The organism is Mesosutterella faecium (genome assembly GCF_022809315.2).
Lineage (GTDB): Bacteria > Pseudomonadota > Gammaproteobacteria > Burkholderiales > Burkholderiaceae_F > Mesosutterella > Mesosutterella faecium.
On record NZ_JAKZJU020000001.1, the window covers coordinates 1191326 to 1214509 of the forward strand.

At 64.0% G+C, this 23184-nt stretch carries 21 protein-coding genes, 1 tRNA gene and 1 pseudogene; 10 read left to right on the forward strand and 13 right to left on the reverse strand.

Annotated elements, in window-relative coordinates; all coding sequences use genetic code 11:
* Nucleotides 1-14: 14 nt before the first annotated feature.
* Nucleotides 15-809 carry an inositol monophosphatase family protein gene (locus MUN46_RS05575; protein ID WP_243376654.1) on the reverse strand — a complete coding sequence of 265 codons (795 nt, stop codon included), beginning with the start codon at nucleotides 807-809 and terminating at the stop codon, nucleotides 15-17.
* A gap of 197 nt (nucleotides 810-1006) precedes the next feature.
* On the opposite strand from MUN46_RS05575, the gene MUN46_RS05580 reads away from it, so the two are divergent.
* Together MUN46_RS05580 and cysE are read left to right on the forward strand one after the other, a co-directional pair.
* Nucleotides 1007-1810 (forward strand): RNA methyltransferase, encoded by an 804-nt coding sequence (locus MUN46_RS05580; protein ID WP_243376655.1) that lies wholly within the window; start codon nucleotides 1007-1009, stop codon nucleotides 1808-1810.
* A 72-nt stretch (nucleotides 1811-1882) separates the two neighbouring features.
* Nucleotides 1883-2629, forward strand: a complete 747-nt coding sequence (gene cysE, locus MUN46_RS05585) for a serine O-acetyltransferase (RefSeq protein WP_243376656.1) — start codon at nucleotides 1883-1885, stop codon at nucleotides 2627-2629.
* Nucleotides 2630-2671: 42 nt separating this feature from the next.
* Here the strand turns inward: cysE and nfsA are convergent, their stop codons facing one another.
* The 4 genes from nfsA to MUN46_RS05605 all read right to left on the reverse strand — a co-directional run bounded on the left by nfsA (nucleotide 2672) and on the right by MUN46_RS05605 (nucleotide 5760).
* Nucleotides 2672-3412 carry an oxygen-insensitive NADPH nitroreductase gene (nfsA, locus tag MUN46_RS05590; RefSeq protein WP_285230570.1) on the reverse strand — a complete coding sequence of 247 codons (741 nt, stop codon included), beginning with the start codon at nucleotides 3410-3412 and terminating at the stop codon, nucleotides 2672-2674.
* A 151-nt stretch (nucleotides 3413-3563) separates the two neighbouring features.
* Nucleotides 3564-4340 (reverse strand): UDP-2,3-diacylglucosamine diphosphatase, encoded by a 777-nt coding sequence (locus MUN46_RS05595; protein ID WP_243376658.1) that lies wholly within the window; start codon nucleotides 4338-4340, stop codon nucleotides 3564-3566.
* Between the two features lie 57 nt (nucleotides 4341-4397).
* On the reverse strand, nucleotides 4398-4880 hold the full coding sequence (locus MUN46_RS05600; RefSeq protein ID WP_243376659.1) for a peptidylprolyl isomerase: 483 nt from the start codon (nucleotides 4878-4880) through the stop codon (nucleotides 4398-4400).
* A gap of 109 nt (nucleotides 4881-4989) precedes the next feature.
* Entirely contained in the window at nucleotides 4990-5760 is a 771-nt protein-coding gene (locus tag MUN46_RS05605) for a tetratricopeptide repeat protein (protein WP_243376660.1), read from the reverse strand.
* Between the two features lie 219 nt (nucleotides 5761-5979).
* On the opposite strand from MUN46_RS05605, the gene cysS reads away from it, so the two are divergent.
* The 5 genes and pseudogenes from cysS (at nucleotide 5980) to MUN46_RS05630 (ending at nucleotide 11838) form a co-directional block, all read left to right on the forward strand.
* Nucleotides 5980-7398, forward strand: a complete 1419-nt coding sequence (cysS, locus tag MUN46_RS05610) for a cysteine--tRNA ligase (RefSeq protein WP_243376661.1) — start codon at nucleotides 5980-5982, stop codon at nucleotides 7396-7398.
* A gap of 172 nt (nucleotides 7399-7570) precedes the next feature.
* Nucleotides 7571-8533: pseudogene (locus MUN46_RS05615) on the forward strand (acetyl-CoA carboxylase carboxyltransferase subunit alpha); the annotation flags it as partial.
* A gap of 199 nt (nucleotides 8534-8732) precedes the next feature.
* Nucleotides 8733-10220, forward strand: coding sequence for a tRNA lysidine(34) synthetase TilS (gene tilS, locus MUN46_RS05620; protein WP_243376662.1), 1488 nt, complete (start codon nucleotides 8733-8735; stop codon nucleotides 10218-10220).
* Between the two features lie 187 nt (nucleotides 10221-10407).
* Nucleotides 10408-11673, forward strand: a complete 1266-nt coding sequence (locus tag MUN46_RS05625; RefSeq protein WP_243376663.1) for an aspartate kinase — start codon at nucleotides 10408-10410, stop codon at nucleotides 11671-11673.
* Between the two features lie 75 nt (nucleotides 11674-11748).
* Nucleotides 11749-11838 (forward strand) — tRNA-Ser (locus MUN46_RS05630).
* 117 nt (nucleotides 11839-11955) lie between these two features.
* Here MUN46_RS05630 and MUN46_RS05635 read toward each other — a convergent pair.
* The 3 genes from MUN46_RS05635 to argH form a co-directional block, all read right to left on the reverse strand.
* Complete coding sequence (locus tag MUN46_RS05635; protein ID WP_243376664.1) at nucleotides 11956-12987, reverse strand: LysR family transcriptional regulator; 1032 nt, start codon at nucleotides 12985-12987, stop codon at nucleotides 11956-11958.
* A 283-nt stretch (nucleotides 12988-13270) separates the two neighbouring features.
* A complete protein-coding gene (locus tag MUN46_RS05640; protein WP_243376665.1) occupies nucleotides 13271-14599 on the reverse strand; it encodes an anaerobic C4-dicarboxylate transporter family protein in 1329 nt (442 codons plus the stop codon).
* Nucleotides 14600-14665: 66 nt separating this feature from the next.
* Nucleotides 14666-16171 carry an argininosuccinate lyase gene (gene argH, locus MUN46_RS05645; RefSeq protein ID WP_243376666.1) on the reverse strand — a complete coding sequence of 502 codons (1506 nt, stop codon included), beginning with the start codon at nucleotides 16169-16171 and terminating at the stop codon, nucleotides 14666-14668.
* A gap of 328 nt (nucleotides 16172-16499) precedes the next feature.
* On the opposite strand from argH, the gene MUN46_RS05650 reads away from it, so the two are divergent.
* Nucleotides 16500-17084: a phosphoribosyltransferase family protein gene (locus MUN46_RS05650; protein ID WP_243376667.1), complete on the forward strand. Its 585-nt coding sequence runs from the start codon at nucleotides 16500-16502 to the stop codon at nucleotides 17082-17084.
* A 260-nt stretch (nucleotides 17085-17344) separates the two neighbouring features.
* On the opposite strand, the gene MUN46_RS05655 is transcribed toward MUN46_RS05650, so the two are convergent.
* The gene (locus tag MUN46_RS05655) at nucleotides 17345-17620 is read right to left on the reverse strand and encodes an RnfH family protein (protein ID WP_285230571.1); all 276 of its coding nucleotides are present in this window, start codon (nucleotides 17618-17620) and stop codon (nucleotides 17345-17347) included.
* Between the two features lie 233 nt (nucleotides 17621-17853).
* Between MUN46_RS05655 and smpB the strand changes: the two genes are divergently transcribed.
* Nucleotides 17854-18321 carry an SsrA-binding protein SmpB gene (smpB, locus tag MUN46_RS05660; protein WP_243376669.1) on the forward strand — a complete coding sequence of 156 codons (468 nt, stop codon included), beginning with the start codon at nucleotides 17854-17856 and terminating at the stop codon, nucleotides 18319-18321.
* Nucleotides 18322-18376: 55 nt separating this feature from the next.
* On the opposite strand, the gene MUN46_RS05665 is transcribed toward smpB, so the two are convergent.
* The gene (locus MUN46_RS05665) at nucleotides 18377-19642 is read right to left on the reverse strand and encodes a hypothetical protein (RefSeq protein ID WP_243376670.1); all 1266 of its coding nucleotides are present in this window, start codon (nucleotides 19640-19642) and stop codon (nucleotides 18377-18379) included.
* 122 nt (nucleotides 19643-19764) lie between these two features.
* Here MUN46_RS05665 and dinB point away from each other — a divergent pair, with 122 nt between their 5' ends.
* Nucleotides 19765-20865 carry a DNA polymerase IV gene (gene dinB / locus MUN46_RS05670; protein ID WP_243376671.1) on the forward strand — a complete coding sequence of 367 codons (1101 nt, stop codon included), beginning with the start codon at nucleotides 19765-19767 and terminating at the stop codon, nucleotides 20863-20865.
* On the opposite strand, the gene MUN46_RS05675 is transcribed toward dinB, so the two are convergent.
* From MUN46_RS05675 to MUN46_RS05685, 3 genes are read right to left on the reverse strand one after another with little or no spacing between them, the layout of a single operon-like run.
* Nucleotides 20862-21662, reverse strand: coding sequence for a BPSS1780 family membrane protein (locus MUN46_RS05675; protein WP_243376672.1), 801 nt, complete (start codon nucleotides 21660-21662; stop codon nucleotides 20862-20864). The two genes, dinB and MUN46_RS05675, sit on opposite strands and share 4 nt — an antisense overlap.
* Nucleotides 21662-22645, reverse strand: a complete 984-nt coding sequence (locus MUN46_RS05680; protein WP_243376673.1) for a homoserine kinase — start codon at nucleotides 22643-22645, stop codon at nucleotides 21662-21664. Before MUN46_RS05680 ends, MUN46_RS05675 begins: the two co-directional genes overlap by 1 nt.
* A 46-nt stretch (nucleotides 22646-22691) precedes the next feature.
* Nucleotides 22692-23054 (reverse strand): hypothetical protein, encoded by a 363-nt coding sequence (locus MUN46_RS05685; protein ID WP_237978081.1) that lies wholly within the window; start codon nucleotides 23052-23054, stop codon nucleotides 22692-22694.
* Between the last annotated feature and the right edge of the window lie 130 nt (nucleotides 23055-23184).

The following is a 23184-nucleotide window of genomic DNA, read 5'->3' on the forward strand; positions in this document are numbered from 1 at the left end:
AGCCGCGGGCCGCTTCAGGCCTGGACCGGGGCCGAGCCGTTCAGAATCGGCATCAGCGCCCCCAGGATCTTCGGGGTGCCGGCCACGATCCGGCCCGAGTCGAGGTAGCCGTCGTTGCCCTCGAAGTCGGTCACAAGGCCCCGGGCCTCGAGAACGATGAGAGAGCCGGCGGCAATGTCCCAGGACTTGAGGCCGGACTCCCAGAAGGCGTCGAGGCGGCCGCAGGCCACATAGCACAGGTCGAGCGAGGCCGCGCCCGCGCGGCGGATGCCGGAGGTGCGGCGCGCCACCTGGGTGAAGACCTTCGCGTAGCCCTCGAAGTCATCGTTCTCGCGGAACGGGAAGCCCGTCCCGATGAGCGCGGAGGAAAGGTCGATGCGGCCGGAGACGCGGATGCGGCGCTTGTTCAGGCGGGCGCCTTCGCCGCGGACCGCGGTGAACATTTCGTCCTTGAGGGGGTCGTAGACCACCGCCTCGAGGATGTCGCTGCCGCGGCGCAGCGCGATTGACATCGCGTATTGCGGGAAGCCGTGGATGAAGTTCGTAGTGCCGTCGATCGGATCGACCACCCAGACGAATTCCGAATTGGTCTGGCCCACCAGGCCGCATTCCTCGGAGAGCACCGCGTGGCTCGGGCAGTAGTGCGTGAGGATGTCGACGATGGCGCGCTCCGAGGCGCGGTCCACGTCCGTCACGTAGTCGTGGAAGGCCTTGGTCTGGACGTTGATCGTTTCGATGCTGCGGGAAGCCTGGTTGATGATGTCGCCGGCTTCGCGGGCCGCGCGGATGGCAGTTTCAATGTAAGGCATTTGTCGGTTCGCCTGAAGAAAAAAGGAGGGCGGGCAGTTTTGAAAGGAGCGCCGCCCTCGGGCGGCCCGCTTGAAAACCCGTCTTTTCGTTCATAAAGATGCAATTCTAATGGAAATGAAGGCCCGGGGCCTCCGGGAGGGCCCGGTGCTGTTAAGCTTTGCGCTGCTTCGTTTCTCCAGTTTCCGGTGACAGTTTCATGAAAACGCCAATTTCAGCCTCCAGGGTCCGCTTCGTGCTGTGCGAGCCGAGCCTTCCCGCCAACATCGGCGCGGCCGCCCGGGCCGTCAAGACCATGGGATTCCGCAGCCTCTGGGTCGTCAATCCGCGGGTGAGCTCCTACCGGGAGGATCCCGATGCGGTGGCCCTGTCGACGAGCTCCGTGGACGTGCTGCGCGAAAGCCGCTGCGTGCCGACCCTCGCCGAGGCCCTCGAGGGGGTGACGTTCGCCTGGGCGCTTTCGGGCTACGACCGGCGCTTCGGCCCGCCGATCGAGGACCTGCGCGGGGCGGCAGGCCGCGCCTGCGATTTCCTCGCCTCGGAGCCGGGCGACATCGCCTTTGTCTTCGGCACGGAGCGCAGCGGCCTCACCAACGAGGAGATCGAGGTCTGTCAGGCCGTGGCGGCGATTCCCGCCGATCCGGAAAGCCCGAGCCTCAACCTCGCGCAGTCCGTGCAGGTGACCGCCTACGAAATGCATGTGACGCAGCTCGAGCGCGCGGGCGACGCGCACCGGCTCTACGACTGGGAGAAGCGCTTCGAGGCGGAGCCTCCCGCCACGGTGCCCGCGATCGAGGGCTTCCTCGAGCACTGGCAGCGCGCCATGGAGGCCTGCGGGGCGCTCGATCCGAAGGAGCCCAAGTTCCTGATGCCGATGACCCGCCGGATCGTGGCGCGCGCGGGCCTCACCCAGCCTGAGGTCGACCTGCTGCGGGGCATCTGCGCGGCCATCATCCGGCCGAAAAAGGAGCGCGCAGGGAGCAAAAAAGGAAAGGCCTGCTGATACCTGAGTGAAAAACTCGGGTATGGGGTATGATGTCCTGACCTACAGACGCCAGTTAATCGAGGCTTTTTCATGTTTGAACGCATCAGGGAAGACATCCGCACCATCAACGAGCGGGACCCCGCGGCGCGCGGCACGCTCGACGTGCTGCTTTCGTACCCGGGTTTCCACGCCGTCCAGTTCTGGAGGCTGAGCCACTGGTGCTGGATTCAGGGCTGGTGGACCCTGGCGCGCTGGATTTCGCACGTGGCGCGCTTTCTCACCGGCATTGAGATCCATCCCGGAGCGAAGATCGGCCGCAGGGTCTTCATCGACCACGGCATGGGCACGGTGATCGGCGAGACGGCCGAGGTGGGCGACGACTGCACGATCTACCAGGGCGTCACGCTGGGCGGCACGAGCCTCGGCCGCGGCGAGAAGCGCCATCCGACCCTTGAGTCGGGCGTCATCGTGGGCGCGGGCGCGAAGGTGCTGGGCGGCTGGACGGTGGGGCGCAACGCCCGCATAGGCTCCAACGCCGTCTGCCTCAAGCCCGTGCCCGAGGGGGCGACCATCGTCGGGGTGCCGGGCCACAGGGCGAAGAAAAAGGAAGAGACGGTGCAGGCCCCGAAAAAGGTCTTCGAGGCCTACGGCGTCGTGCTGGGCGCGGAAGACCCGGTCGCCCGGGCCTTCGCCCAGGTGAAGAAGGAGCTCGACCAGCAGCGCGACCTGATCAATGCGATGGAGCGCGAAATTGCGCGGCTCAAGGGCGAGCCGGTGAGCGGCTGCCCGTCCATCAAGGACCCGGGCGAGCGCAGCTACCTCGACTCCGGGCTTTGATGAGGGGAGAGGGGGAGCGGCCCCTCTTCTCCGAGCGGCTCTTCAGCGCTTCCCGAAGCCTTTTTTCTGCAGGTAGGCGAGCAGGAACGGGCGCCTTTCGCGCAGCAGGATCCGCTCGATGCCCGCTTTCCACGAATCTTTCTTCGGGCTGCGGCTGCGGGTTTCGTAATACCGGGCGAGCTCCCGGTCGTAGTTCTCAAGCAGCGCCGGGTCGGGCTCGCGGTACGTGTTTTCGCAAAGCAGCGCCTCGCGCGGCAGCCGGGGCTTGAGCTCGTTGCGGTACGCGGGATGTCCGAAGGCGAGCCCCAGCACCGGAATGACGTTTTCCGGCAGGCCGAGCAGGCGGTCAGCCTCCTCGATGCTGTTGCGGATGCCGCCCGCGTAGACGCCGCCCAGTCCCAGGGACTCGAGGGCGGCCATGGCGCTCTGGGCCATGATGGCGGCGTCCGTGCAGCCGACCATCAGCTGCTCGGTCCAGCCGAGGTCGAGCGCTTTGCCGGTCATCGCCTCGCAGCGGTGGTAGTCTGCGCAGAACACCCAGAATTCGGCGGCGGACTCGATGTGGCGCTGCCCGCCGGTGAGCTTCACGAAGGCGCGGCGCTTTTCCGGGTCCGTGATCCTGATCACGGTCACGACCTGCAGGAAGCAGGAGGACGAGGACGCCCGGGCGGCCTCGAAGATCGCGTTCCTGTCGGCTTCGCTCACGGGCTCCGATGTGAAGTCCCGCACGGAGACATGCGAAGTGAGGGCCTTGATGGTGCTGTTTTGAGTCATGGGAATCATTGCCTGCGGATCTCCTGCCGAATAACGGATCCTTCCATTTTATCCGGCCGGCGGCCAGGCCCGGCCTTACTCTTCCTGGTCAGCAAAACAAAAGCGCCGGGGGCGGCCCCGGCGCTTCTGACTCTTCCCTTGCGGGCAAAAGCCTTCCGGCCTACATGATGATCTGCAGCCGCTTGCCGTCCACCGTGCGGATGTAGCCCCAGTGGTCGCGTCCGGCGCCGGAGTCAAGATCCCAGTCCGGGAGGACCCAGCGCTCGATTTCCGCGAGCTCGTGGCTCGCCGGCTTGTGGGTGTGGCCGTGGATCACCACGTCGGCGCCCGCGGCCTTGGCGGACTTGTAAACCTCGACGTCGACCACGTCCATCATCTCTGCGGTTTTCTTCACCTTCGTGCCCTCGGACTGCGAGCGGGCCTGGCGGGCGATCTCCATGCGCTTTTCAAGCGGCAGCGACAGCGCCCCGATCTGCCACTGCGGATCGCGGGTCATGGCGCGGAACTTCTGATACTCCGTGTCCTTCGTGCACCACTCGTCGCCGTGCGAGAGCAGGAACCTGCGCCCCATGCACTCCACGGTCACCTCGGGGGCGAGCAGCGTCGCGCCGCAGGCCGCGGCGAAGCCCGGCCCCAGCATGACGTCGCGGTTGCCCGGCGTGATGAGCACGCGCTTGCCGATCGAGGAGGCGTAGGCGAGCGCCTTCACGATCGGCGCGGCGGTGTCGATCGTGTCGTCGCCGATCCAGTAGTCGAAAAGGTCGCCCAGGATCACGAGCTCCTCGTAGTAGGGCACCTGGGTTTTCATGAACCTCAGAAACTGCATCAGGGTTTTCGGGTGCTCCGGAGCGAGATGCAGATCGGAAATGAAGACCGGGTTGACAAGCGGCGCGACCTCCGTCGTGCCGGCCAGAGCCGGAGCTGTGATTTCAGACATTTGTTCCTTCCTCGTCCTTTTCCGACCGGGGAGGAGGCTCCCCGGGGCCCGGCTGCGTTAGAGGATCTCAGCCTTTTCGATCACGACGTCCTCGAGCGGGACGTCGTCAAACCAGCCGCGGCGGCCGGTGCGCGCAGCGGCGATCGCGTCGACCACATCGGAGCCCTTCACGACGCGCCCGAACACGGCGTAGCCCGCGTTGCCCGCGCTGTAGTTGAGGAAGTCGTTGTCAGCGACGTTGATGAAGAACTGGGCGGTGGCCGAGTCGGGGTCGCTCGTGCGGGCCATCGCGATCGTGTAGCGGTTGTTGGCAAGGCCGTTCGAGGCCTCGTTCACGATCGGTTCGCGCGTCTGCTTTTCCTTCATGCCGGCCGTGTAGCCGCCGCCTTGGATCATGAAGCCCTTGATGACGCGGTGAAAGAGCGTGCCGTTGTAGAAGCCGTCCTTCACGTACTGCTCGAAGTTGGCGGAGGTCACGGGAGCCTTGGCCGGGTCGAGCTCGATGTCGATCACGCCCATGCTGGTGGTTAAACGGATCATGCTTTGTCTTCCTAATTCAATAAACGGTAAGGAGGGAGAGGCTCGCGCCTTCTCCCGGATCCTGGATTCCTAATTGTAGCGGCTAAACGAATCCGCGCCCCGCCCGGCCTCAGGGCTTGATCTCGGGCAGCGGCTTGAAGAGGCTGCTCTCGGTGCTGCGGCTCTCGAAGCTGCTGGCCGAAACGCTGCCCGAGGCCGCCTGGGAGGCAGGGGCTCCGGCGCCCTGCGCCCGTGAGGCTGCGCTTCCCTGCGGCTGCGCGGAGGCCTGGGACTTTGAGCCTGCGGCCGGCTCGGGGGCGGGGTCGTTGCCGGTCACGATCTGAAGCATGGTGATCTTTTCGCCCACGCGCTTGAGCTGCTCGCGGGTGGCGCCCTTGAGCGGAACGGCCTTGCGGTAGTTCTGCAGGGCTTTGAGCGCGTAGAGGTCGCCCAGGTTCTCGTGCGCGGTCGAGAAGCGGGGGTTGGCGGTGATCGCCCGCTGCAGCAGCTCGATCGCGTGATCGATGTCGCCCCTGCCGCTGTCGGCCACGAGAATCGCGAGGTTGTTGTAGGGCTCGGGAATCTCAGGGTAGAGGCGGATCATCTTCGAGTACGCCTCGCGGGCCTCGTCGAGGCGCCCCATGCGCTCGAGAATCAGCCCGCGCTTGAACATGAGGTTCAGGTTCTTCGGATTGAGGGCCAGGCCCTGGTCGGCGTACTGAAGGGCCTTCTCGTAATTCTTCTCGCCGATCATCCGGTTCACGAAAACCGGATAGTCGGTCACAAGCTTCGGCTCCTTCTGCGGCTCCGGAATCGGGTAGAGCACGGTCTGGGCCGAGGCGGCCCAGGAGGCGATGGCGATCAATATGGCGGCCGCGGCCGCCCGAATGGTTTTGTTCATAAACGAAAATCCATGGGCTTTTTCATGAAAGCGGTGGGAAGAGGCACCCGGGGCTGCCGCGCCGCAAAAGCGCGGGGGCGTGCCTGCGCGTTCGAACCGCTATACTTTTCAAAGGATTTTACCCGTTCGGTAAAGATTCTCCGCGACTCCCCCGCCCGCCGGGGCGGGCGTCTCGCCGTTTTTTCACTTTTTTAAGAATGCGAGGAGCGCAGTCCAGACATGATCTCCACCAATCCCCTGATGATTTACTCGACGCTCAGCCGGCGCAAGGAAGTTTTCAAGCCCGTGCACGAAGGCAGGGTCGGCATGTACGTCTGCGGAGTGACGGTCTATGACTACTGCCACATCGGGCACGGGCGCACCTTCGTCGCCTTTGACGTCATCCGCCGCTGGCTTGAGGCGCGGGGCTATCAGGTCACTTTCGTGCGCAACGTGACCGACGTGGACGACAAGATCATCCGCCGCGCCGCCGAGCGCGGAATCTCCACGCTCGAGCTCACCCGCGAGTTCACCGCGGCAATGCAGCAGGACATGGCCTCGCTCGGCTGCCTGCCGCCGACCTACGAGCCCCATGCAACGGACTTCATCCCGCAGATGCTCGACCTCATCAGGACCCTGCAGGACAAGGGCCTCGCCTACGTCGGCAGCGACGGCGACGTCGATTTCGCGGTCCGCAGGTTCCCCGGCTACGGGAAGCTCTCGGGCAAGAGCCTCGATGACCTGCAGGCCGGCGCCCGCATCGGCATCGGCCAGGGCAAGCGCGATCCGCTCGACTTTGTGCTTTGGAAGAAGGCGAAGCCGGGCGAGCCGCACTGGCCGAGCCCCTGGGGCGAGGGGCGGCCCGGCTGGCACATCGAGTGCTCGGCGATGAGCTGCCACTACCTGGGCAAGACCTTCGACATCCACGGCGGCGGCCCCGACCTCATCTTCCCGCATCACGAAAACGAGATTGCCCAGAGCGAGGGAGCCAACGGCGTGCGGTTCGCCAACTACTGGATGCACTCCGGGCCGCTGCGCGTCCGCGCGGCCGACGGCACCGAGCAGAAGATGAGCAAGTCGCTGCACAATTTCTGGACGATCCGCGACGCGCTCTCCGAAACCGACGGGAAGTTCGGCGCGGGCAACGGCGCCGAGGTGCTGCGCTTTTTCCTCCTTCGCACCCAGTACCGCAGCCCGATCTCCTTCAACACGGGCCTCATCGTGGACGCGCACAAGGCCCTGACGAGGCTCTACGAGGCGCTCGACGGGGCGCAGGGCGACGGCCGGCCGCTCGACTGGGAGGAAAAGCACGCGGCGGCCTTCGCCCGCGCGATGGACGACGACTTCAACACCCCGGTGGCGATCGCGCAGCTCTTTGAGCTTGCCACCGAGATCAACCGCACGAAGGATCCCGCGCTCGTGCGCCAGCTCAAAGGCCTGGGGGGCGTTCTCAACATCCTGCAGCGCGATCCGGCGGTGTTCCTGAAGGGCGCGGTCAAGGGGCTCGACGAGGAGGAAATCAACCGGCTGATCAAGGAGCGGAGCGACTGCAAAAAGAGCAGGAACTTCGCGCGGGCCGACGAGATCCGGGCTCAGTGCCTCGCGCAGGGCATCGTGCTGCTCGACACCCCGCAGGGCACCACCTGGAGGCGCAGCTGAGCGCCCGCGGGGGCCGGCAAGGGCCCGCCGCCTCAAGGGGGCAAAGGCGAAAAGACGCTAATCCCTGCGGCGGCGCGCCTGCGGCCCGGCCACTCCCTTTTGGCTAAACTAAAGGGACAGTACGGCTCCGCAGGGCCTCGCGCCCGGCGGTCATCATTCGCACGGGTGCAACGTGAAAAAATTCTTTCTCGACTTTGAAAAGGACATTGAGGCTCTGGAGCAGAAAATAGAGGAGCTGCGCTCCCTGCAGGAGTCCGATCCGTCCCTTGACATCGCCTCTGAGGTCGATCAGCTGGAGGCCAAGTCGCTCGCCCTGCTCAAGCAGGTCTACTCGAACCTTACGCCCTGGCAGATCTCGCAGGTGGCGAGGCATCCCGCCCGTCCCTACACGCTGGACTACATCCATGCGATGTTTACGGACTTCCACGAGCTGCATGGCGACCGCTTCTACCGCGACGACCCCGCGATCGTGGGCGGGCTTGCGAGGCTGGGGGGCGATCCCGTCATGGTGATCGGCCACCAGAAGGGCCGCGACGTGAAGTCCCGGACCTTCCGCAATTTCGGCATGGCCAATCCCGAGGGCTACCGCAAGGCCCTGAGGCTCATGAAGCTCGCCGAGAAGTTCGGCCTGCCGGTGATCACCTTCGTGGACACCCCGGGGGCCTACCCGGGCATCGACGCGGAAAAGCACGGGCAGTCCGAGGCGATCGGCCGCAACCTGGTCGAGATGACGCACCTTGAGGTGCCGGTCGTGACCACGGTGATCGGCGAGGGCGGCTCGGGCGGGGCGCTTGCCATCGCGGTGGCCGACGCGGTGCTCATGCTGCAGTACGCGACCTATTCGGTGATCAGCCCCGAGGGCTGCGCCTCCATCCTCTGGAAGGATGCCGCCAGGGCGCCCGAGGCGGCCTCGGCCCTGTGCCTCACGGCCGACCGGCTGCGCGCGCTGAAGCTCGTCGACGAAGTGGTCTACGAGCCGCTCGGGGGCGCGCACCGGGATCCCGAACTCATGGCGCGCACGCTGAGCAAGTCCCTGATCGACCGGATGAAGTCTCTCAAGCGCATGCCGGTGGAGAAGCTGATCGCCAGGCGCCTGAGCCGCATCATGCGCTACGGCGACTACAGCGTGATCACGCAGAAGGAGGCCGACCGCATCCGCGCCGACGCGATTGCGCAGCGCGAAATGCAGAAGGCGAAGGCGGCGCAGGCCAAGGAGGCGCAGTTCGCCGAGCGCGCCGCGGCCAAGGCGGCCGCGGGCAGAACCGCCGCGAAGGAACCGGACGGAGCGGCCGGTTCCTGAGCCGCGGACGGAAGGCCGAGGGGAGGGAGGAAGCATGCCGCAGAAAGCCGAAAAGATTCCCAGCCTTCGCACGCTGGAGTCCCGCCTGGGCGGGGCGATTGCCTCAAGCCTGGAGCGGGTGAACGCTTCGCTCAGAAACCGCGCCGAAATGCTTCTTGCGCCTCCGGAGCGCCCGCTTCGCATCGGAATCGGCTTTTCCGGCGGGCGCGACAGCATGTCGCTTCTTGAGGCCGCGTGGCGCCTCTCCCGCTCGAAAAAGGGCGCCCGGCTCATTGAGTCCGTCTGCGCCCTGCACGTGAACCACGGGCTTTCCAAAAACGCGGAAAGCTGGGTGCGGACGTGCGAGGACTTCTGCGCGCGCCGCTCGATACCCCTTCGCGTGCTGAAGGTCCACGTCGACCGCCGCGGCCGCGGCATCGAGGCGGCGGCCCGGGAGGCGCGCTACAGGGCGCTTGCCTCGGCCGCCGAGGAGCTCGGGCTGGATGCCGTTCTCACCGCTCACCACCAGGATGACCGCTTGGAGACTTTCCTGCTGCAGTGGATGCGCGGCGCGGGCATCGACGGCCTTTCCGGCATGCCGGTCGTGCGCGGGTTCGGCAGCGGCGCGTGCCTGCTGGTGCGGCCCTGGCTTGAGATTCCCCGCAGCTGGATCGAGGCTTACGCGAAGGGCCGGGCCCTCGCCTGGGTCGACGACGAGAGCAACGACGACACGGCTTACCTGCGCAACCTGATCCGCCACGAGGTCCTTCCCGTGCTCGACCGCGCGAGGCCGGGCTTCCGCAAGGCCGCCTGCCGCTCCGTCGAGCTCGTCATGGAGGCGGGCGAGGTGCTGCATTCGGTGGCGGCGGAGGATGTGGCGCACTGCCTCGACGCGGCCCGTCCCCACGCGATGAAAATCGCAGCGCTGCTCGAGCTCCCCATCCCGCGGCAGGCGCTTTGCCTGCGCGCCTGGATCGCCTCGGAGGGCGTCGAGCCGCCGCCCCGCGCGACGCTGATCGAGGCGCTGAGGCAGGCCCGGCAGACGCACTCCGACACGGCGCTCACCATCCGGCTGGGGGCCTATGAGATACGGCGCTGGGGCTCGGACATTGTGCTCAGGGCCTTCGCGAAGCCCGTGCGCGACACCTCGAGAAACAAGCGCTTTTTCTGGCGCGGGGAAAACGAGATCGAGCTCGCCCCCTGGGGCGGAGTGCTCACCTTCCGGAGGGCCGCCCCGGGCGAGGACGGCTTCGCGGAGTCTTTCCTCAGGGCCGAGCCTCTTGAGGCCCGGGGCCGGCAGGGCGGAGAAAAGATCAAGCTTTTCCGCTTCCGCCCGAGCCGGCACCTGAAGCAGCTCTACCAGTCCAAGGGCATTCCTTCCTTTGAGCGCGGGGATCTGCCGCTGCTCTGGCGCGGCGGCAGGCTCCTTTTCGCCGCCGGGCTGGGCTCCGAGATAAGGCTGATGGAGCACGGCGAGGAGGCGGCCGGGGAGCCGCTCTGGGTGATCGGCTGGAAGCCGGACCGTCCGCTCTTCGGACTGTGAATCCGGACCGCGGCATCAGCCCTCGGAGAGGGATTAGGCGGTTTTGCTTACCCTGTTTGAGTGATGCGGCGGATGGTTTGTCTGCAGAGTGGCTCCGCATGGGCTATTTTGATTCTTAAGTCCTGCTTTTTTCCGCAGGGAAGAGGGCAGTTTTTTAACGCACTCCATTGAGTTGAGAAACACAATCATGGCACTTATCGTTCATAAATATGGCGGCACTTCGATGGGCTCACCCGAGCGCATCCGCAATGTGGCGCGCCGTGTCGCCAAGTGGAAGAAGGCAGGCCACCAGATGATCGTCGTCGTCTCCGCCATGAGCGGAGAGACGAACCGGCTTCTCGCCCTTGCCAAGGAAGTCTCCCCGCGCCCCGATCTGCGCGAGCTGGACGTCGTGGCGACCACGGGCGAGCAGGTTTCGATCGGGCTGCTTGCCATGGCCCTCAAGGACCTCGGGGTCGACGCGGTCTCGATGACCGGCTGGCAGGTGGGCATCCACACTGACAGCGCCTTCACGAAGGCGCGCATCGACACGATCGACGAGGACGCGATCCGCCGCCAGCTGGACGCCGGGCGCGTCGTGGTGGTGGCCGGCTTCCAGGGCATTGATCCGGAGCGCAACATCACGACGCTGGGGCGCGGAGGCTCGGATACGTCGGCCGTCGCGATCGCCGCGGCGGTGCACGCCGACGAGTGCCTGATCTTCACTGACGTCGACGGCATCTACACGACCGATCCGCGCATCGTGCCCGAGGCGAAGCGCCTCAACAACATTTCCTTTGAGGAGATGCTCGAGCTTGCCAGCCTCGGCTCCAAGGTCCTGCAGATCCGCTCGGTGGAGTTTGCGGGCAAATACAAAGTGCCCCTGCGGGTGCTTTCGAGCCTTACCGACCCCGACCTGCCGGTCTCCGTTGAAGCTGTTTCCGGCACCCTGATTACCTATGAGGAAGATCCCAAAATGATGGAAAAAGCCGTAGTCACGGGCATTGCCTGCTCGCGCAACGAAGCGAAGGTCACCGTTCACAACGTCCCGGACACCCCGGGGATCGCCTCCAAGATCCTCGGGCCCATCGCCGCCTCCAACATTGACGTGGACATGATCGTCCAGAACGTCGGCGTGAACGGGCGCACGGACTTCACCTTCACCGTGCCGCGCACCGACCTCGAGCGCACGGTCGATGTCCTGAAGTCCGACGTGCTGCCCTTCATCGGCGGCGAACAGATCCTCACCTCCAACAACATCGCGAAGATCTCTGTGGTGGGCGTCGGCATGCGCTCTCACGCGGGCGTCGCCTCCCGCATGTTCCACGCGCTCTCCCAGGAGAACATCAACATCCAGATGATCGGCACCTCGGAGATCAAGGTGAGCCTGGTGGTCGACGAGAAGTACACGGAGCTTGCCGTCCGCGTCCTTCACAAGGCTTTCGGCCTTGAAAACGGCCCGGCGGAGATCTGACCTCTCCGTTTTTCCCTTTTCCGCGCGTTTGCGCGGGAAAGGGGAAGAATGTAAAATAAACCTCTTCTATGCCTTGGAAGGGTGGCAGAGCGGTTTAATGCACCGGTCTTGAAAACCGGCGAAGCTTCAAAACTTCCGTGAGTTCGAATCTCACCCCTTCCGCCAGATGCTGCAGATAGGCCTCGATCTCAGGAGACTGACTTCGAGGTTTTTTGCTGTCCGGATGCCGAGGCCGGCCGGGTTTCTCCGCCGGCTGCGCTTCACATGTAAGGCCGCCGCAGGTCAAAGAACCAGCAGCCGGCTTCCAATGCCTTTCCCAACGGGCTTGCGCACGCCTGTTTTATCTGCGGCCGCGAACATATAGTCTGCGCACCAGGGGGCTTTTCTGATGATTTCAGGAATAATGAGGTTCCATATGCCGTCGGCCGCGATTTCGGTCACCCGCGCGGCAAGCTCCTCAAGCTCGCCGAGCCGCGTGATCACATAAATTTCCCTTGCGGCTACGGGATCGGGCATTCTGTAGACTCTGACTTTTGAAATCAGCTCAGGGTGCTGCACGAGAGTCGTCGGCCGGGTAAGCGCCCATCCCATGCCGTCAGACACAAAGGTGAGCAGCAGCGCATTGATGTCGACTTCCAGCTTGTTGATGAAATTCAGCCCCAGCCTGTTGAACAGCTTCTGCTGGAGCTGGCCGCCGGAATTGTTTCGGTTGTACTGAATGATGGGAAGGCCGCAGTACTGGAGATCCTGCCAGGAGGGAGCGTTCGGAAGCCTCAGCGAATCGGGCGCGATGATGACGGAGGGTTCGCGGAACAGGAACGTTCTCCTGAGGTCATTTCGGTTGGCGAAGGGGTCGGAGCAGATGATGACATCGAGCTGGTCCTCATCCAGCCTTCGCAGCAGGTAGCCGGCTATTCCCGTCATCACGGAGATTTGAGAGCAGTCGGGCATCAGCGCGCTCACGATGCGCTGGGAGAGAATCCTCGCGATGCTTTCGACGACGCCGAGCCTGAGCCGGGGCTTCAGTGCGTTTTTATCTCTCAGGCCCTGCAGGTAGGTGTCGATGTACTGGGTTTCCGAGGACAGGAATTTCTGCAGTGCTGTCCCCTCCGCAGTAAACCGGATCGGACGCACCGTATGGTCCATCAGCTCCATCCCCAGTTCCGATTCAAGCTCATTGATAATCCTGGAGACGGAGGACTGGCTGAGCCCCATCTGGCGGGAAGTCGCGGTAAAGCTCCGGGTCTTGCTGAGAGAAAGGAAAACAGCGGCCCGCTCTTTTAAAAAGATTGAGGCGAAGTTGAAATTTGGCATGGAATTCAGAGGAAGCGAAAAGAATTCAACTGGGAGAAGCCGCGGAAACAGTGCTCTCAACCCCTGAGTCCTCAGATTAACAGAAAAAAGAGCGGCGAAGCCTTGATGGGAGGAGGGCGTCTGACTCCCTGTTCAAAGCACGGGCGGTTCCTGGCCTGCGCCGGGCTTCGTTGAAGGGAAAGAGGACCGCCTTAAGGCAGAAGGAGCCCGGGCGCAGACAAAAAGGCCTTCATTGCTGACCGCAGTGAAGGCCTTTCCGGCTGGAGGGAACCCGGCCGTTTGTTTAGAAGAAAATATTTCTCACCGCCAGTCCGGCGACGACGCTGCAGAACGTAGTCACCATACCGGGAACAATGTAGGAGTGATTGAAGACCCACTTGCCGATCTTCGTGGTGCCCGTTTCATCGAAGGCGACGCCGGCCAGCAGCACGCCGGTGGAGGGGATGAGAAAGTAGCCGCAGACCGCAGGATACATGGCGACCAGCGTGAGCGGGTCGATGCGCAGGGCGACGCCGAGCGGCATCAGAGCGGCGACCGTAGCCCCTTGGGAATGCGTGAGCGCGGAAACGAAGAACAGGGCAAACGCAAACAGCCAGGGCGTGGACTGAACGGCAGCGGCCACTGTGGTCTTAATGTAAGGCAGATTGTTGGCAATCCAGGTATCGCTCATCCAGGCCAGGCCGAACACGGTGACGACGCCCATCATGCCGGCCCTGAAAACGGAGGTGCGGATGATCTCGTCGGGCTTGGCCTTGCAGAAGACGACGATGATCGCGCCGGTGATGAGCATGATCAGCTCGATCATATGCGTCATCGAAACCTGACTCGCCTTGCCGGCTGCGTTGACGACATGAGGCCGCAGCTCCGGGAAAGTGCCCACCAGCACGACCGTGACCGCTGCGATCAGAAAGACGGCGACGGAAACCTTGGCGGAGCGGGTCTCACCTCCTTCCGTGCCATGAGCCTGAGCTTTTTTCGCCGAGTCGAAGTAGCCTTGTGCGACCCGTTTCTGATATTCAGGGTCCTCGCTGAGTTCCTTGCCTTTTTTGCACACGGCAAGGGCTCCGCAGAACAAGCCGATGATCACGGCGGGGCAGACAATTGCAAGAATGGTGAGAACCGTGACTCCCTGGCTGCCCAGAAGGGCCACCATCGCCACCGTGGCCGCCGAAATCGGAGATGCGGGCACGGCGTGCTGCGAGGCGATGACCGAGATGGAAATAGGCCTCTCGGGGCGTATGCCGGTTTCACGGGCGACCTCTGCAATGACCGGAAGGATGGAATAAAGAACATTGCCCGTCCCGGCCATGAAAGTGAAGACAAAGGCGATGAGCGGGGCGACGAAAGTCACGGCCTTCGGATACTTCCGGAGCAGCTTTTCGGCGATTCTCACCAAAAAGGCCATGCCGCCCGAACTCTGCAGCGTTGAGGCCGCGAGCACCACGCTCATCATGATCAGCATCACATTGATGGGCGGGGAGGACGGGGCCAGGCCGAAAACGAGAATGAGGACCATCAGGCCCACGCCGCCTGCCAAGCCGAAGAAGACGCCGCCGTACCGGGCGCCCAGCAGCATGGCCAGGATGATGATGCAGAATTCAGCGAAAAACATATCGGAATTCCTCTGCTAGTTTTGGGAAAAAGCCGTCCCGTCCGCAGCGGGACGGCCCTGACGCCTTTAGCCGATAAACTGCCGGACGGCTTCCTCGAGTCCTTGGGCGGCCTTCTCCGTCTGCTCCCGGCGCTCGGCGAGCCGCTTTTCATCCTGGGCGAGCTCCTCGCGCAGGAGACCGATCTGGCGCAGCACCTCCTCGTGCGCCGTGCCCCCGATGCATTTCTTCTCCTGCACCACGCGGCAGGGGTCGAGCGCTTCGCGCACGAGTTCGTCGGTGAGCTTGGTTTCGAAATTGAAGAGGCTGCGGCTCACCTCGTTGATCGCCTCGCGGTCGATGTCCGCGCTCGTGAGCTCCCGGTCGCACATGTTGGCGACGACGTCGGCGATGATCTCGTGGGCTTCGCGGAAGGAGACGCCGTCATAGCGCACGAGGTAGTTCGCGAGCTCGGTGACGGTGCAGAAGTTCTTCCGCGCATTGTTCAGCATCCGCTTCGGTTTCACGCTGAGGGTTTTCACGGTGACGTTAAGCAGCGCGATGTCTGCCTCCATCTCCTGCATGGCGGTCCAGAAGAAGCGCGGGGTTTCCACGCTGATGTCGCGGCAGTGGGAGAAAATGACGTTCTTCATGCCGTTGTAGACGGAGATCATGAAGCCTTCCATATGGGCGGCCTTCGCCTTCACGTGCTCAAGGGTGAAGGGGTTCTTCTTCTGCGGCATGATCGAGGAGCAGACGGCGCAGGAGTCGTCGACCTCGATGTAGCCGTACTCGGGCGTGGCCCAGTTGTAGAGGTCGAGCGCGCAGCGGCTCATCGTGTTCGCGGTCTGCGCGAGCGTCATCACAATCGACAGCACGTAGTCGCGCGAGGCCACGCAGTCGAGCGAGTTCTGCACCGGGGCGTCGAACCCGAGCAGCTGCGCGGTGTAGTTCCTGTCAATCGGAAACGAGGTCGAGCCCATGGAGCCGCCCCCGAGAGGGCAGAGGTTCAGAGACCTCCAGGCCTGCTCGAAGCGCTCGTAGTCCCGCGCGAGGGCGAAGGAGACGCCCGAGAGGTAGTGCCCGAAGGTGATCGGCTCGGAGGGCTGCATGTGGGTGTAGCCCGACATGACGGTGTCGACGTTTTTCTCCGCGAGCTCGATCAGGCTGCGCCGCAGCTCGTTCAACATTCCGGCGAGCTTCAGGTAGTAGCGGCGCGTGTCCATGCGGATTTCCGTGGCGAAGAGGTCGTTGCGGCTGCGGGCCGTGTGCTGCTTGCCTCCCACCTCAAGTCCGGTGAGCTTGATGAGGTAGCGCTCCAGGTTGAAGTAGAGGTCCTCGACCTCGGGGTTGATTTCAAAGCTGGGATGATCCTTCTCGCTTTCGATCTGCAGCGTGGCGGCAAGGATTTTCTTCGCGTCGCCGCGGGAGATGATGCCCTGCTTCGCGAGCATCAGGACATGGGCCTTGTTGATGTCAAGGATGGTGTTGTAGGAGCGTTTGAGATCGGTTTCGATCGCGGGCCGGATCAGGTACTTCACGGCCTCGGCGCAGGGAGCCTTCTTGATTTTTCCTCTTTGTACGGCTTTCGTCATGGCGTTCTCCTTTTTGGCGTTGTGTTTCTGAGTTCTATAAAAAGATTATTGGCGGAAGCGCCGCCCTTTGATAAACATCATGAAAAAAAGGGAAAAGAATTATTTCCCCTGCGGATGAAGGCTAGGTAGAAAAAGACGGCGCAGCAGCCTGTCCCGCCCCGCGGGGGCGCTCCCTCCTGCAGGAGGGGAAAGCGGGCCGCCCTTTCCTGATCCGCCCTGCGCTCTTAAAATTCCCGTGCTGTTGAAATGGACTGAATCAGGGCGCCGGGAGGGGCTTCAGCCGGCGGGGCCGCGCAGGCGTCTCCCCTCCCTGGCCGGAGGAAGGGCGATGAACCAGAAGTATTTTGATTTTGAGATCATGGGCATTCGGCGCAGGCTGCCCTATGTGAAGGTGTCGGACTCCGTGGGGCTCGCGAGCTTTGTCTGCATTTCCGACACGGAGCTCGTCGAGACCGTGGCCCCGGAGCTCGTGAAGAGGCTTCCGCGCAACGTCGACATGCTGATGACCGCCGAAGCGAAGGGCATCATCCTCTGCTATGAGATGAGCCGCCTCATGGGCATGAAGCACTTCATCGTGGCCCGCAAGAGCCGCAAGCCCTACATGCAGAACCCGATCTCCCATACGGTTCACTCCATCACGACGCAGAAGGAGCAGACGCTGTGGCTCGACGGCTGCGACGCAGAGGAGATCCGCGGAAAAAACGTGGCGCTGGTGGACGACGTCATCGCGACCGGGGAATCCATGGAGGCCATCGAGTCACTGGCGAAAAAAGCGGGAGCGAATGTCGTCGCGCGGGCGGCGATCCTCGCCGAGCTGCAGTCTGTGAACCGCAGCGACGTCATTTATCTCAAGAAGCACTATGTGTTCCGGCCGAATGACGACGGAACCTTTACGCCCATTGACCGCCTTTGAGAATGCCGGGCACGAAAAAGGCCCGGGAGTGTGCGGCGTCGAAGCGCCTTGGCCGGGCCTTGTGGCGGAAACCAGCTTTAATGAGGGTTTACTGACCTCGTGGTTTCTCTGCCTTCAAGAGCATCATCGCTCCGCAGGCGGCGCATCGCCAGGGGCATATGTCCCTATGGAGGCCCGGAGGATAAAGAGGCATAATAAAAAGATCAGCCTGAAAGAGGGAGCCCCCGCTTTCAGGCTTTTCGCTATTTAGCCGGTTCGGCTTAAATGAGGCGGTGTCGGCTGCCGTGCCGGCCCCGGCAGGGGGCGGCAGCGGCCCGCTCGGCCCGCAGCCTTCTGGCCTCGGCCGGATCGATCACAAGCGGCTCGGTCCACTCGATGCGGTCGCCCCCGCGGACCCGCTGGCCGCGTCCCGCTTTTTTGCCCCAGACGGAAAGGGCGCTTCCTTCGCCGCAGGCAAAGCCGCCCTCGGCCCGCGCGATCTCCGCGGCCTGCTCGACCGTGCTGCCCTCGGGCACGGTGAGGCTTATCTCCCGCACCTGTCCGTCCTTTGTTTTCCCGGCGGCGGATATCCGAATGCCTTGATCAGCCATCGCTGTCCCCGAGTCTCCGAAGAGGCTGAAATCCCGGCGGCGCGCGCAGGGCGCGGCCGCCGTTGCTACAATAAAAACCCAATTTTAGCTGATGGAAGGCTCCCGCCCGCGGCAGGCCCCGGGCCCAAAAAAGGGGAGCGTTCCTGTTTTTTTGAGAAAAGAGTTCGGACGGACAAGCCGTGGCCAATACAAATCCCCATATCGTCAACCGCAAGGCGCATTTCAACTATTCCGTCGAGGAGAAGTTCGAGTGTGGCCTGGTCCTGAAGGGCTGGGAGGTGAAGAGCGTGCGCGCGGGGCGGGTGCAGATCGGCGACAGCCACGTCTATGAGTACGGCGGGGAGCTCTGGCTGTGCAACGCCCACATGAACCCGACCGATGAAATCTCCACGCACGAGAAGGCCAATCCGACCCGGACGCGCAAGGTGCTCATGCATAAAAAGGAAATCATGCGGCTGATCGGCCGCGTCGAGCGCCAGGGGTACTCGCTCATCCCGCTGGACATGCACTTCACGCGCGGACGGGTGAAGCTCACCCTCGCGCTCGCCAAGGGCAAACGCGAGTACGAAAAGCGCGAGGACGAGTCCAAGCGCCAGTGGGAGCGCGACCGCCAGAGGCTGATGAAGACGCGCTCGCGCGGCCGCTGAAGCGCCGGTTTCTCCCGGAGGAGGCCCGCGCCCGGGAGCCTGTTTTTCCCCGGGCCTAATTGAGGATGGGCTGCTGCGAAGGGTCCTGCGCCACTTCGATCGGGGCGCGCTCTTCGTTTTCCATGAATTCCTGCAGGAAGTCCCTGCGAAGCCCGCCGCAGAGCAGCGCCGGGTGCAGCCGGTGGACGAAGCGCTTTTTCGCCGCGCTCCAGCGCCAGACGTGGATTTTGGGAGAATTCATGGGCGACCCCCTGCCGAGGATCCTGCGCCCCAGAGCCTGGCGCCTGGCAAACAGCGCCTGCGCGGGCAGGTGCCCGTAGACGTGCGCGATCAGGGGAAACACCTTGGACCAGGTCGACTTCAGGTCGTCGATCAGACGTTTTTTCTGCCTTTCGGGCATTTTTTCGCCGTCCGTGGACAGGAAGTCCCCGGCGCTCTCCAGAATGAAGCCCAGGGTGGCGTGGCGCGGCAGCGGAATGGCGTAGTCGAAATAGGAATTTTTGGAGACGAAGCCCACGCTGAGCGAGGCTTCGGCGGAGGCGGCGCTGCGCCCCCGGAACACGAAGCAGCCGAGGCAGGGCTCGCCCAGCATCTCGATCCCCTGGCCTGCCAGAGAAAGCCAGAAGCAGGGCGAATTGAAGGGCTTGAAGAACGAATCGGGCAGGAAGTCCCCGAGGCCGGGCCCCGTGCGCCTGATCCTCTCCGCGTCCCCGGCGCTGTAGGCGACCACGTCCTTGAACACCTCCCAGGAGGCGGCTGCGAGCCGGGTCTGGACGCTGGTGACGACCTCGGCGTAATTCTCCGGGCTGAGCACGAAGTTCTGGCCCTCGGGCTCCTCCTCGTCGAAATGGTCCACAGACTCCTTTGCGAAGGCGAAGGCGTGCCTTAGGGCGGCGCTTACCTTGAAGCCTGCCGCTTTGAACGACTCCCCGCACTCTTCCTCTTCGGGCGCCTCCCAGCCGGAGCACTCCGGCCTGGGGCAGGACTGCGGGGGCTCGGTCCTCTCCTCGCAGCCTTCAGGCGGGAGCCCCTGCAGCTCGGGCAGCACCACGCCCTGCATATAGAAATCGGAGGGGATCAGAACGTCTTCGGGCCAGGCCGACTCGGGCACGTGCCGCAGTTTTCTCTGCGCGGTGTAAAGCGTCCGGATCAGCGCGTCAAACCCCGGGTAGGCCCCCTGCACCTGCCACAGGAACTGCTCGGGCGGGAGGATGTCCGTGATGTCGCTGCCGTAGATGGGGAAGGACTTTTCGCTTTCCTCGGGCAGGGGAGCGGGAGGAGACGGGGGGCAAGAGGCTTTTGACGCGGGCTGGCTGGGCATAGAGCGGCCGCGGCAGGGCGCTGCCGCGGAAAAAACTAAAGGCTTGAAATTTAAGAGGGGCCTATTCTACAGCAGCCCGGGAGGTTCGATTCCTTTTGGCCGTTTCGTAGAATAAGCTCATCATGAAACGCCCCTACCGCAAAATCATCCACATCGACATGGACGCTTTCTACGCCTCCGTCGAGCAGCTCGACCGCCCGGAGCTGCGGGGCAGGCCGATTGCGGTGGGCCGCGGCGAAGGCCGCTCCGTGGTCGCCACCGCGAGCTACGAGGCCCGGGCGTTCGGTGTGCATTCCGCGATGCCTTCCTTCAAGGCGAAGGCGCTCTGTCCGGAGCTTGTGTTTGTGCGCCCGCGCATGGAGCGCTACCGGCAGGTCTCCGAGAGCGTGCGTGCGATCTTCCGGCGCTACACCGAGCTCGTGGAGCCGATCTCGATCGACGAGGCGTTCCTTGACGTAAGCGAGGGAAGGCTCTCGGGGCCGGAGGCCGCCGCCGCGATCAAGCAGGATATCCGCCGCGAGCTGCACCTGGTCGCCTCGGCCGGGGTCTCGTTCAACAAGTTCCTCGCCAAGGTGGCGAGCGACTGGAACAAGCCCGACGGTTTTTTCGTCATCCGTCCCGAGGACGCGGTCGAGTTCATAGCGGCGCTGCCGATCGAGGACTTCTGGGGAGTGGGTCCGGTCACGGCCACGAAGATGCGCGAGGCAGGCATCGAGACGGGAGCCGATCTGAGGAAGTGGAGCCTCGGGGCGCTCGTTCAGGTCTTCGGGGCTGCGGGCGAATCCTGCTACCGCTTCAGCCGGGGCATCGACGAGAGGCCCGTGACGCCGGTGCACGTCCGCAGGTCCGTCGGGAGCGAAACCACGCTAGAGAGCAATGCGGTCACCCTTGAGGAGGTTTTAAGGGAGCTTGAGCCCGTGGAGCTTTCGCTGATGAGGCGGCTCGCCCGAAGCGGCTTTCTGGGCTCGACCCTGACACTCAAGCTCAAGCTGCCGGACTTCCGGGGCGTCACGCGTTCGAAGAGCCTCGGGCACCCGCTGCAGTCTCCGCAGGAGATCAGGCGGCTGACCAGAGAGCTGGCAGCCGAGGTGAGTCTTCCGGCCGCCGGAGTGCGGCTTGTCGGGCTTTCGGTCTCAAGGGGTGACCGGGACGAGCAGCTGGAGGCCGGCGCCTCGCAGCTGGAGCTGGGGCTGTCCGAGGGCGGCTCGGACCCCGCCCCTTAAAAGCCCGCGGGCCGCTCCGAGCGGGGTCCCTCGAACGTGACCTCGCTGAAAACCGTCTTCCACATCGGGTAGTAGGTGCCGTAGATCAGGGCGGTGCACAGGAAGGAGACGGGGAAAAGAAAGAAAAGTGCGACCGCGCCCAGGCCTGAAACCGAGACAAAAAGAGCGGTGAGCCCCATGAGCAGCCCTGTCGCCCCGAAGGCGAGGAAAAGGGCGACCGCAATGGCGGGCAGGTTCGAGAGGCATCCGAAGAACGAGAAAAAGAGGGCCTTCGGCAGCGGCAGGTTCTTCAGGTAGATCAGCAGCGGCGCGAACCACAGCGCCATGGCGCACGGGATGTAGACGGCCAGGGCCGCCACGATCGCTCCGTAGGGGACGTGCTGCGCGGCGGAGTCCCAGTTGATGCGTCCCTCGGCGCTGATCTCCCACTTCGCGATGTCGTCTGCGGCAAGAAACTCCCAAATGATTGACACGAGCACGATCATCATGGCGTAGAGGATGCCGACACGCAGCATCCTCAGCCTCGTGTCGGTCCGGTGCCAGGACTGGAAGAGGATTTCAAGCGTGGGCCTGCGCCCGGAGAGCGAGTCTGCGCCGCCCTTTGCGATGAGCAGCGTCCCGAAGGGCCAGAACAGTCCCGCAAAGACGAGCCCCACCCAGGGCAGCATCCCGAAAAGCGCCATCGTCATCACGTAGACCGAAGCGACCGCCGTGAAGCCAAGGGGCTGCAGGCGCAGGATCCGGAGGCTCGAGGAAAACCAGGACAGGCCGTTTTTAATCTGCGAGACGACGCCCATCAGAGACCCTCCCCCTCGGGCCAGGGCAGCGCGCAGGTCTGCCTGTCGCGCAGCACCCGGTGGAACTCTTCCGGATCAAGGGGATGGAGAAGCTCAGCCTCGCGGGGCATGTAAAAGTCGGTGAGCCGGCTCACCCAGAAGCGGAACGCCGCGGCGCACAGCGCCCCGCGCCACATCTTGCGTTCCAGACCGGAAAGAGGCCGCACCGCGTTGTAGGCCGAGAGAAAAGCGCTCGTGAGCTCAGGCCGGAAGGCTCCGGTCGCAGGATCGCTGCACCAGTCGTTCATCGTGACGGCGAGATCGTAGACAAAGGGAACGCAGCCCGCGAAGAAGAAGTCAAAGACCCCGGTCACCCGCTCCTGCGCAGTGCCGACATCGGCGAGCTTCGCGTTGTTGCGGAACAGATCGCAGTGACAGGCCCCCGCGGGCAGACTCTTCCAGTCCGGGCTGCCCTGGAGCGCGATCTGGGCCTGCAGCTCGTGGGCGAGGTCGGGCCGCAGAGACTCAGGAATGCGCGGCAGGATCACGGGGATCGTCTTGATCCACCAGACGAGCCCCCGGGGATTGTCCAGGCTAAGCCTGAAGTCGCTCACCGCGAGGTGCATCCGCGCGAGAGTCTCGCCCATTGAGGCACAGCCCTTCTGCGACACCCGGCGTCCGTCTTCGCCCGGGAGATATCCGCAGAGGATGCAGGGCTTGGAGCCGAAGTGCTCAAAGAGGTCGCCGTTCACGGTGCGCAGGGGGCTGGCCACCCTGCAGCCGTGCTGCGCGAGGTGCTCCATGAGCGAGAGATAAAAGGGCAGCGACTCGTCGGTGAGCTTCTCGAAAACCGTAAGGACCCAGCGCCCCGCGTCGGTATTGATGACGTAGTTGGTGTTTTCGATGCCGGTTGCGATCGGCTCGAGGGACTCAAAGCGTCCTGCCTTCCAGCGGCCGATCAGGGCCGCGGCTTCGCTAGGCGTGATCTTTGTAAATACAGCCATGGCGTTTTCCTTTCACGCGATTAAACAGAGGGCGGGGCTCTGCGCCTCACCATCCGATGCGGATCTGCCGGGTTGTGCCCATCGTGCTTTTGGAATTTCCGCCCGGGGTGTCGTCCGCAGGCCGGTCGGCCTCGTTTTTCATCGTGTAGGGGATATGCGTGGAGCCGGGCGTCACCACGTACTCCGTCACATGGTTGTTGGGGTCGCGCACCTGCTCGATCGTAGTGTTCTTGGCCGGCGGCTCGGGCGCCCGGCCGGCTTCCCGCTCGGCGCGGGCTTTCTGCATGTCGGCTTGGGTGGGGACCAGTCCCGTGGCATCGTCCGGGACGCTGTTGCCCGCCGCGGAGGCGGGCGCTGCAATCGCGAGGAGGGCGGCAGCGGCGGCCGCCATGACGGCACAAATCTTCATAGAAGTGTCCTTTCTTCTGGGGTCGGTTCGATAGGCTCGAACCGATTAAAACTATTTTGCCATGTCCCGGGCCCGGCGTGGCAGGCCGGGGACTAAAAAAGCGCGGGGGCGGACAGGCGAAGCTCCCCAA

What these genes read in the sequence shown, in the direction of transcription:
- MUN46_RS05635 (WP_243376664.1), bottom strand. Translation starts at nt 12,987, where the DNA reads ATGCCAAATTTCAACTTCGCCTCAATCTTTTTAAAAGAGCGGGCCGCT.
- MUN46_RS05640 (WP_243376665.1), bottom strand. Translation starts at nt 14,599, where the DNA reads ATGTTTTTCGCTGAATTCTGCATCATCATCCTGGCCATGCTGCTGGGC.
- MUN46_RS05685 (WP_237978081.1), bottom strand. Translation starts at nt 23,054, where the DNA reads ATGAAGATTTGTGCCGTCATGGCGGCCGCCGCTGCCGCCCTCCTCGCG.
- tilS (WP_243376662.1), top strand. Translation starts at nt 8,733, where the DNA reads ATGCCGCAGAAAGCCGAAAAGATTCCCAGCCTTCGCACGCTGGAGTCC.
- cysS (WP_243376661.1), top strand. Translation starts at nt 5,980, where the DNA reads ATGATCTCCACCAATCCCCTGATGATTTACTCGACGCTCAGCCGGCGC.
- MUN46_RS05680 (WP_243376673.1), bottom strand. Translation starts at nt 22,645, where the DNA reads ATGGCTGTATTTACAAAGATCACGCCTAGCGAAGCCGCGGCCCTGATC.
- argH (WP_243376666.1), bottom strand. Translation starts at nt 16,171, where the DNA reads ATGACGAAAGCCGTACAAAGAGGAAAAATCAAGAAGGCTCCCTGCGCC.
- cysE (WP_243376656.1), top strand. Translation starts at nt 1,883, where the DNA reads ATGTTTGAACGCATCAGGGAAGACATCCGCACCATCAACGAGCGGGAC.
- MUN46_RS05665 (WP_243376670.1), bottom strand. Translation starts at nt 19,642, where the DNA reads ATGCCCAGCCAGCCCGCGTCAAAAGCCTCTTGCCCCCCGTCTCCTCCC.
- MUN46_RS05600 (WP_243376659.1), bottom strand. Translation starts at nt 4,880, where the DNA reads ATGATCCGTTTAACCACCAGCATGGGCGTGATCGACATCGAGCTCGAC.
- MUN46_RS05625 (WP_243376663.1), top strand. Translation starts at nt 10,408, where the DNA reads ATGGCACTTATCGTTCATAAATATGGCGGCACTTCGATGGGCTCACCC.
- dinB (WP_243376671.1), top strand. Translation starts at nt 19,765, where the DNA reads ATGAAACGCCCCTACCGCAAAATCATCCACATCGACATGGACGCTTTC.
- MUN46_RS05580 (WP_243376655.1), top strand. Translation starts at nt 1,007, where the DNA reads ATGAAAACGCCAATTTCAGCCTCCAGGGTCCGCTTCGTGCTGTGCGAG.
- MUN46_RS05575 (WP_243376654.1), bottom strand. Translation starts at nt 809, where the DNA reads ATGCCTTACATTGAAACTGCCATCCGCGCGGCCCGCGAAGCCGGCGAC.
- MUN46_RS05605 (WP_243376660.1), bottom strand. Translation starts at nt 5,760, where the DNA reads ATGAACAAAACCATTCGGGCGGCCGCGGCCGCCATATTGATCGCCATC.
- nfsA (WP_285230570.1), bottom strand. Translation starts at nt 3,412, where the DNA reads ATGATTCCCATGACTCAAAACAGCACCATCAAGGCCCTCACTTCGCAT.
- MUN46_RS05650 (WP_243376667.1), top strand. Translation starts at nt 16,500, where the DNA reads ATGAACCAGAAGTATTTTGATTTTGAGATCATGGGCATTCGGCGCAGG.
- MUN46_RS05675 (WP_243376672.1), bottom strand. Translation starts at nt 21,662, where the DNA reads ATGGGCGTCGTCTCGCAGATTAAAAACGGCCTGTCCTGGTTTTCCTCG.
- MUN46_RS05595 (WP_243376658.1), bottom strand. Translation starts at nt 4,340, where the DNA reads ATGTCTGAAATCACAGCTCCGGCTCTGGCCGGCACGACGGAGGTCGCG.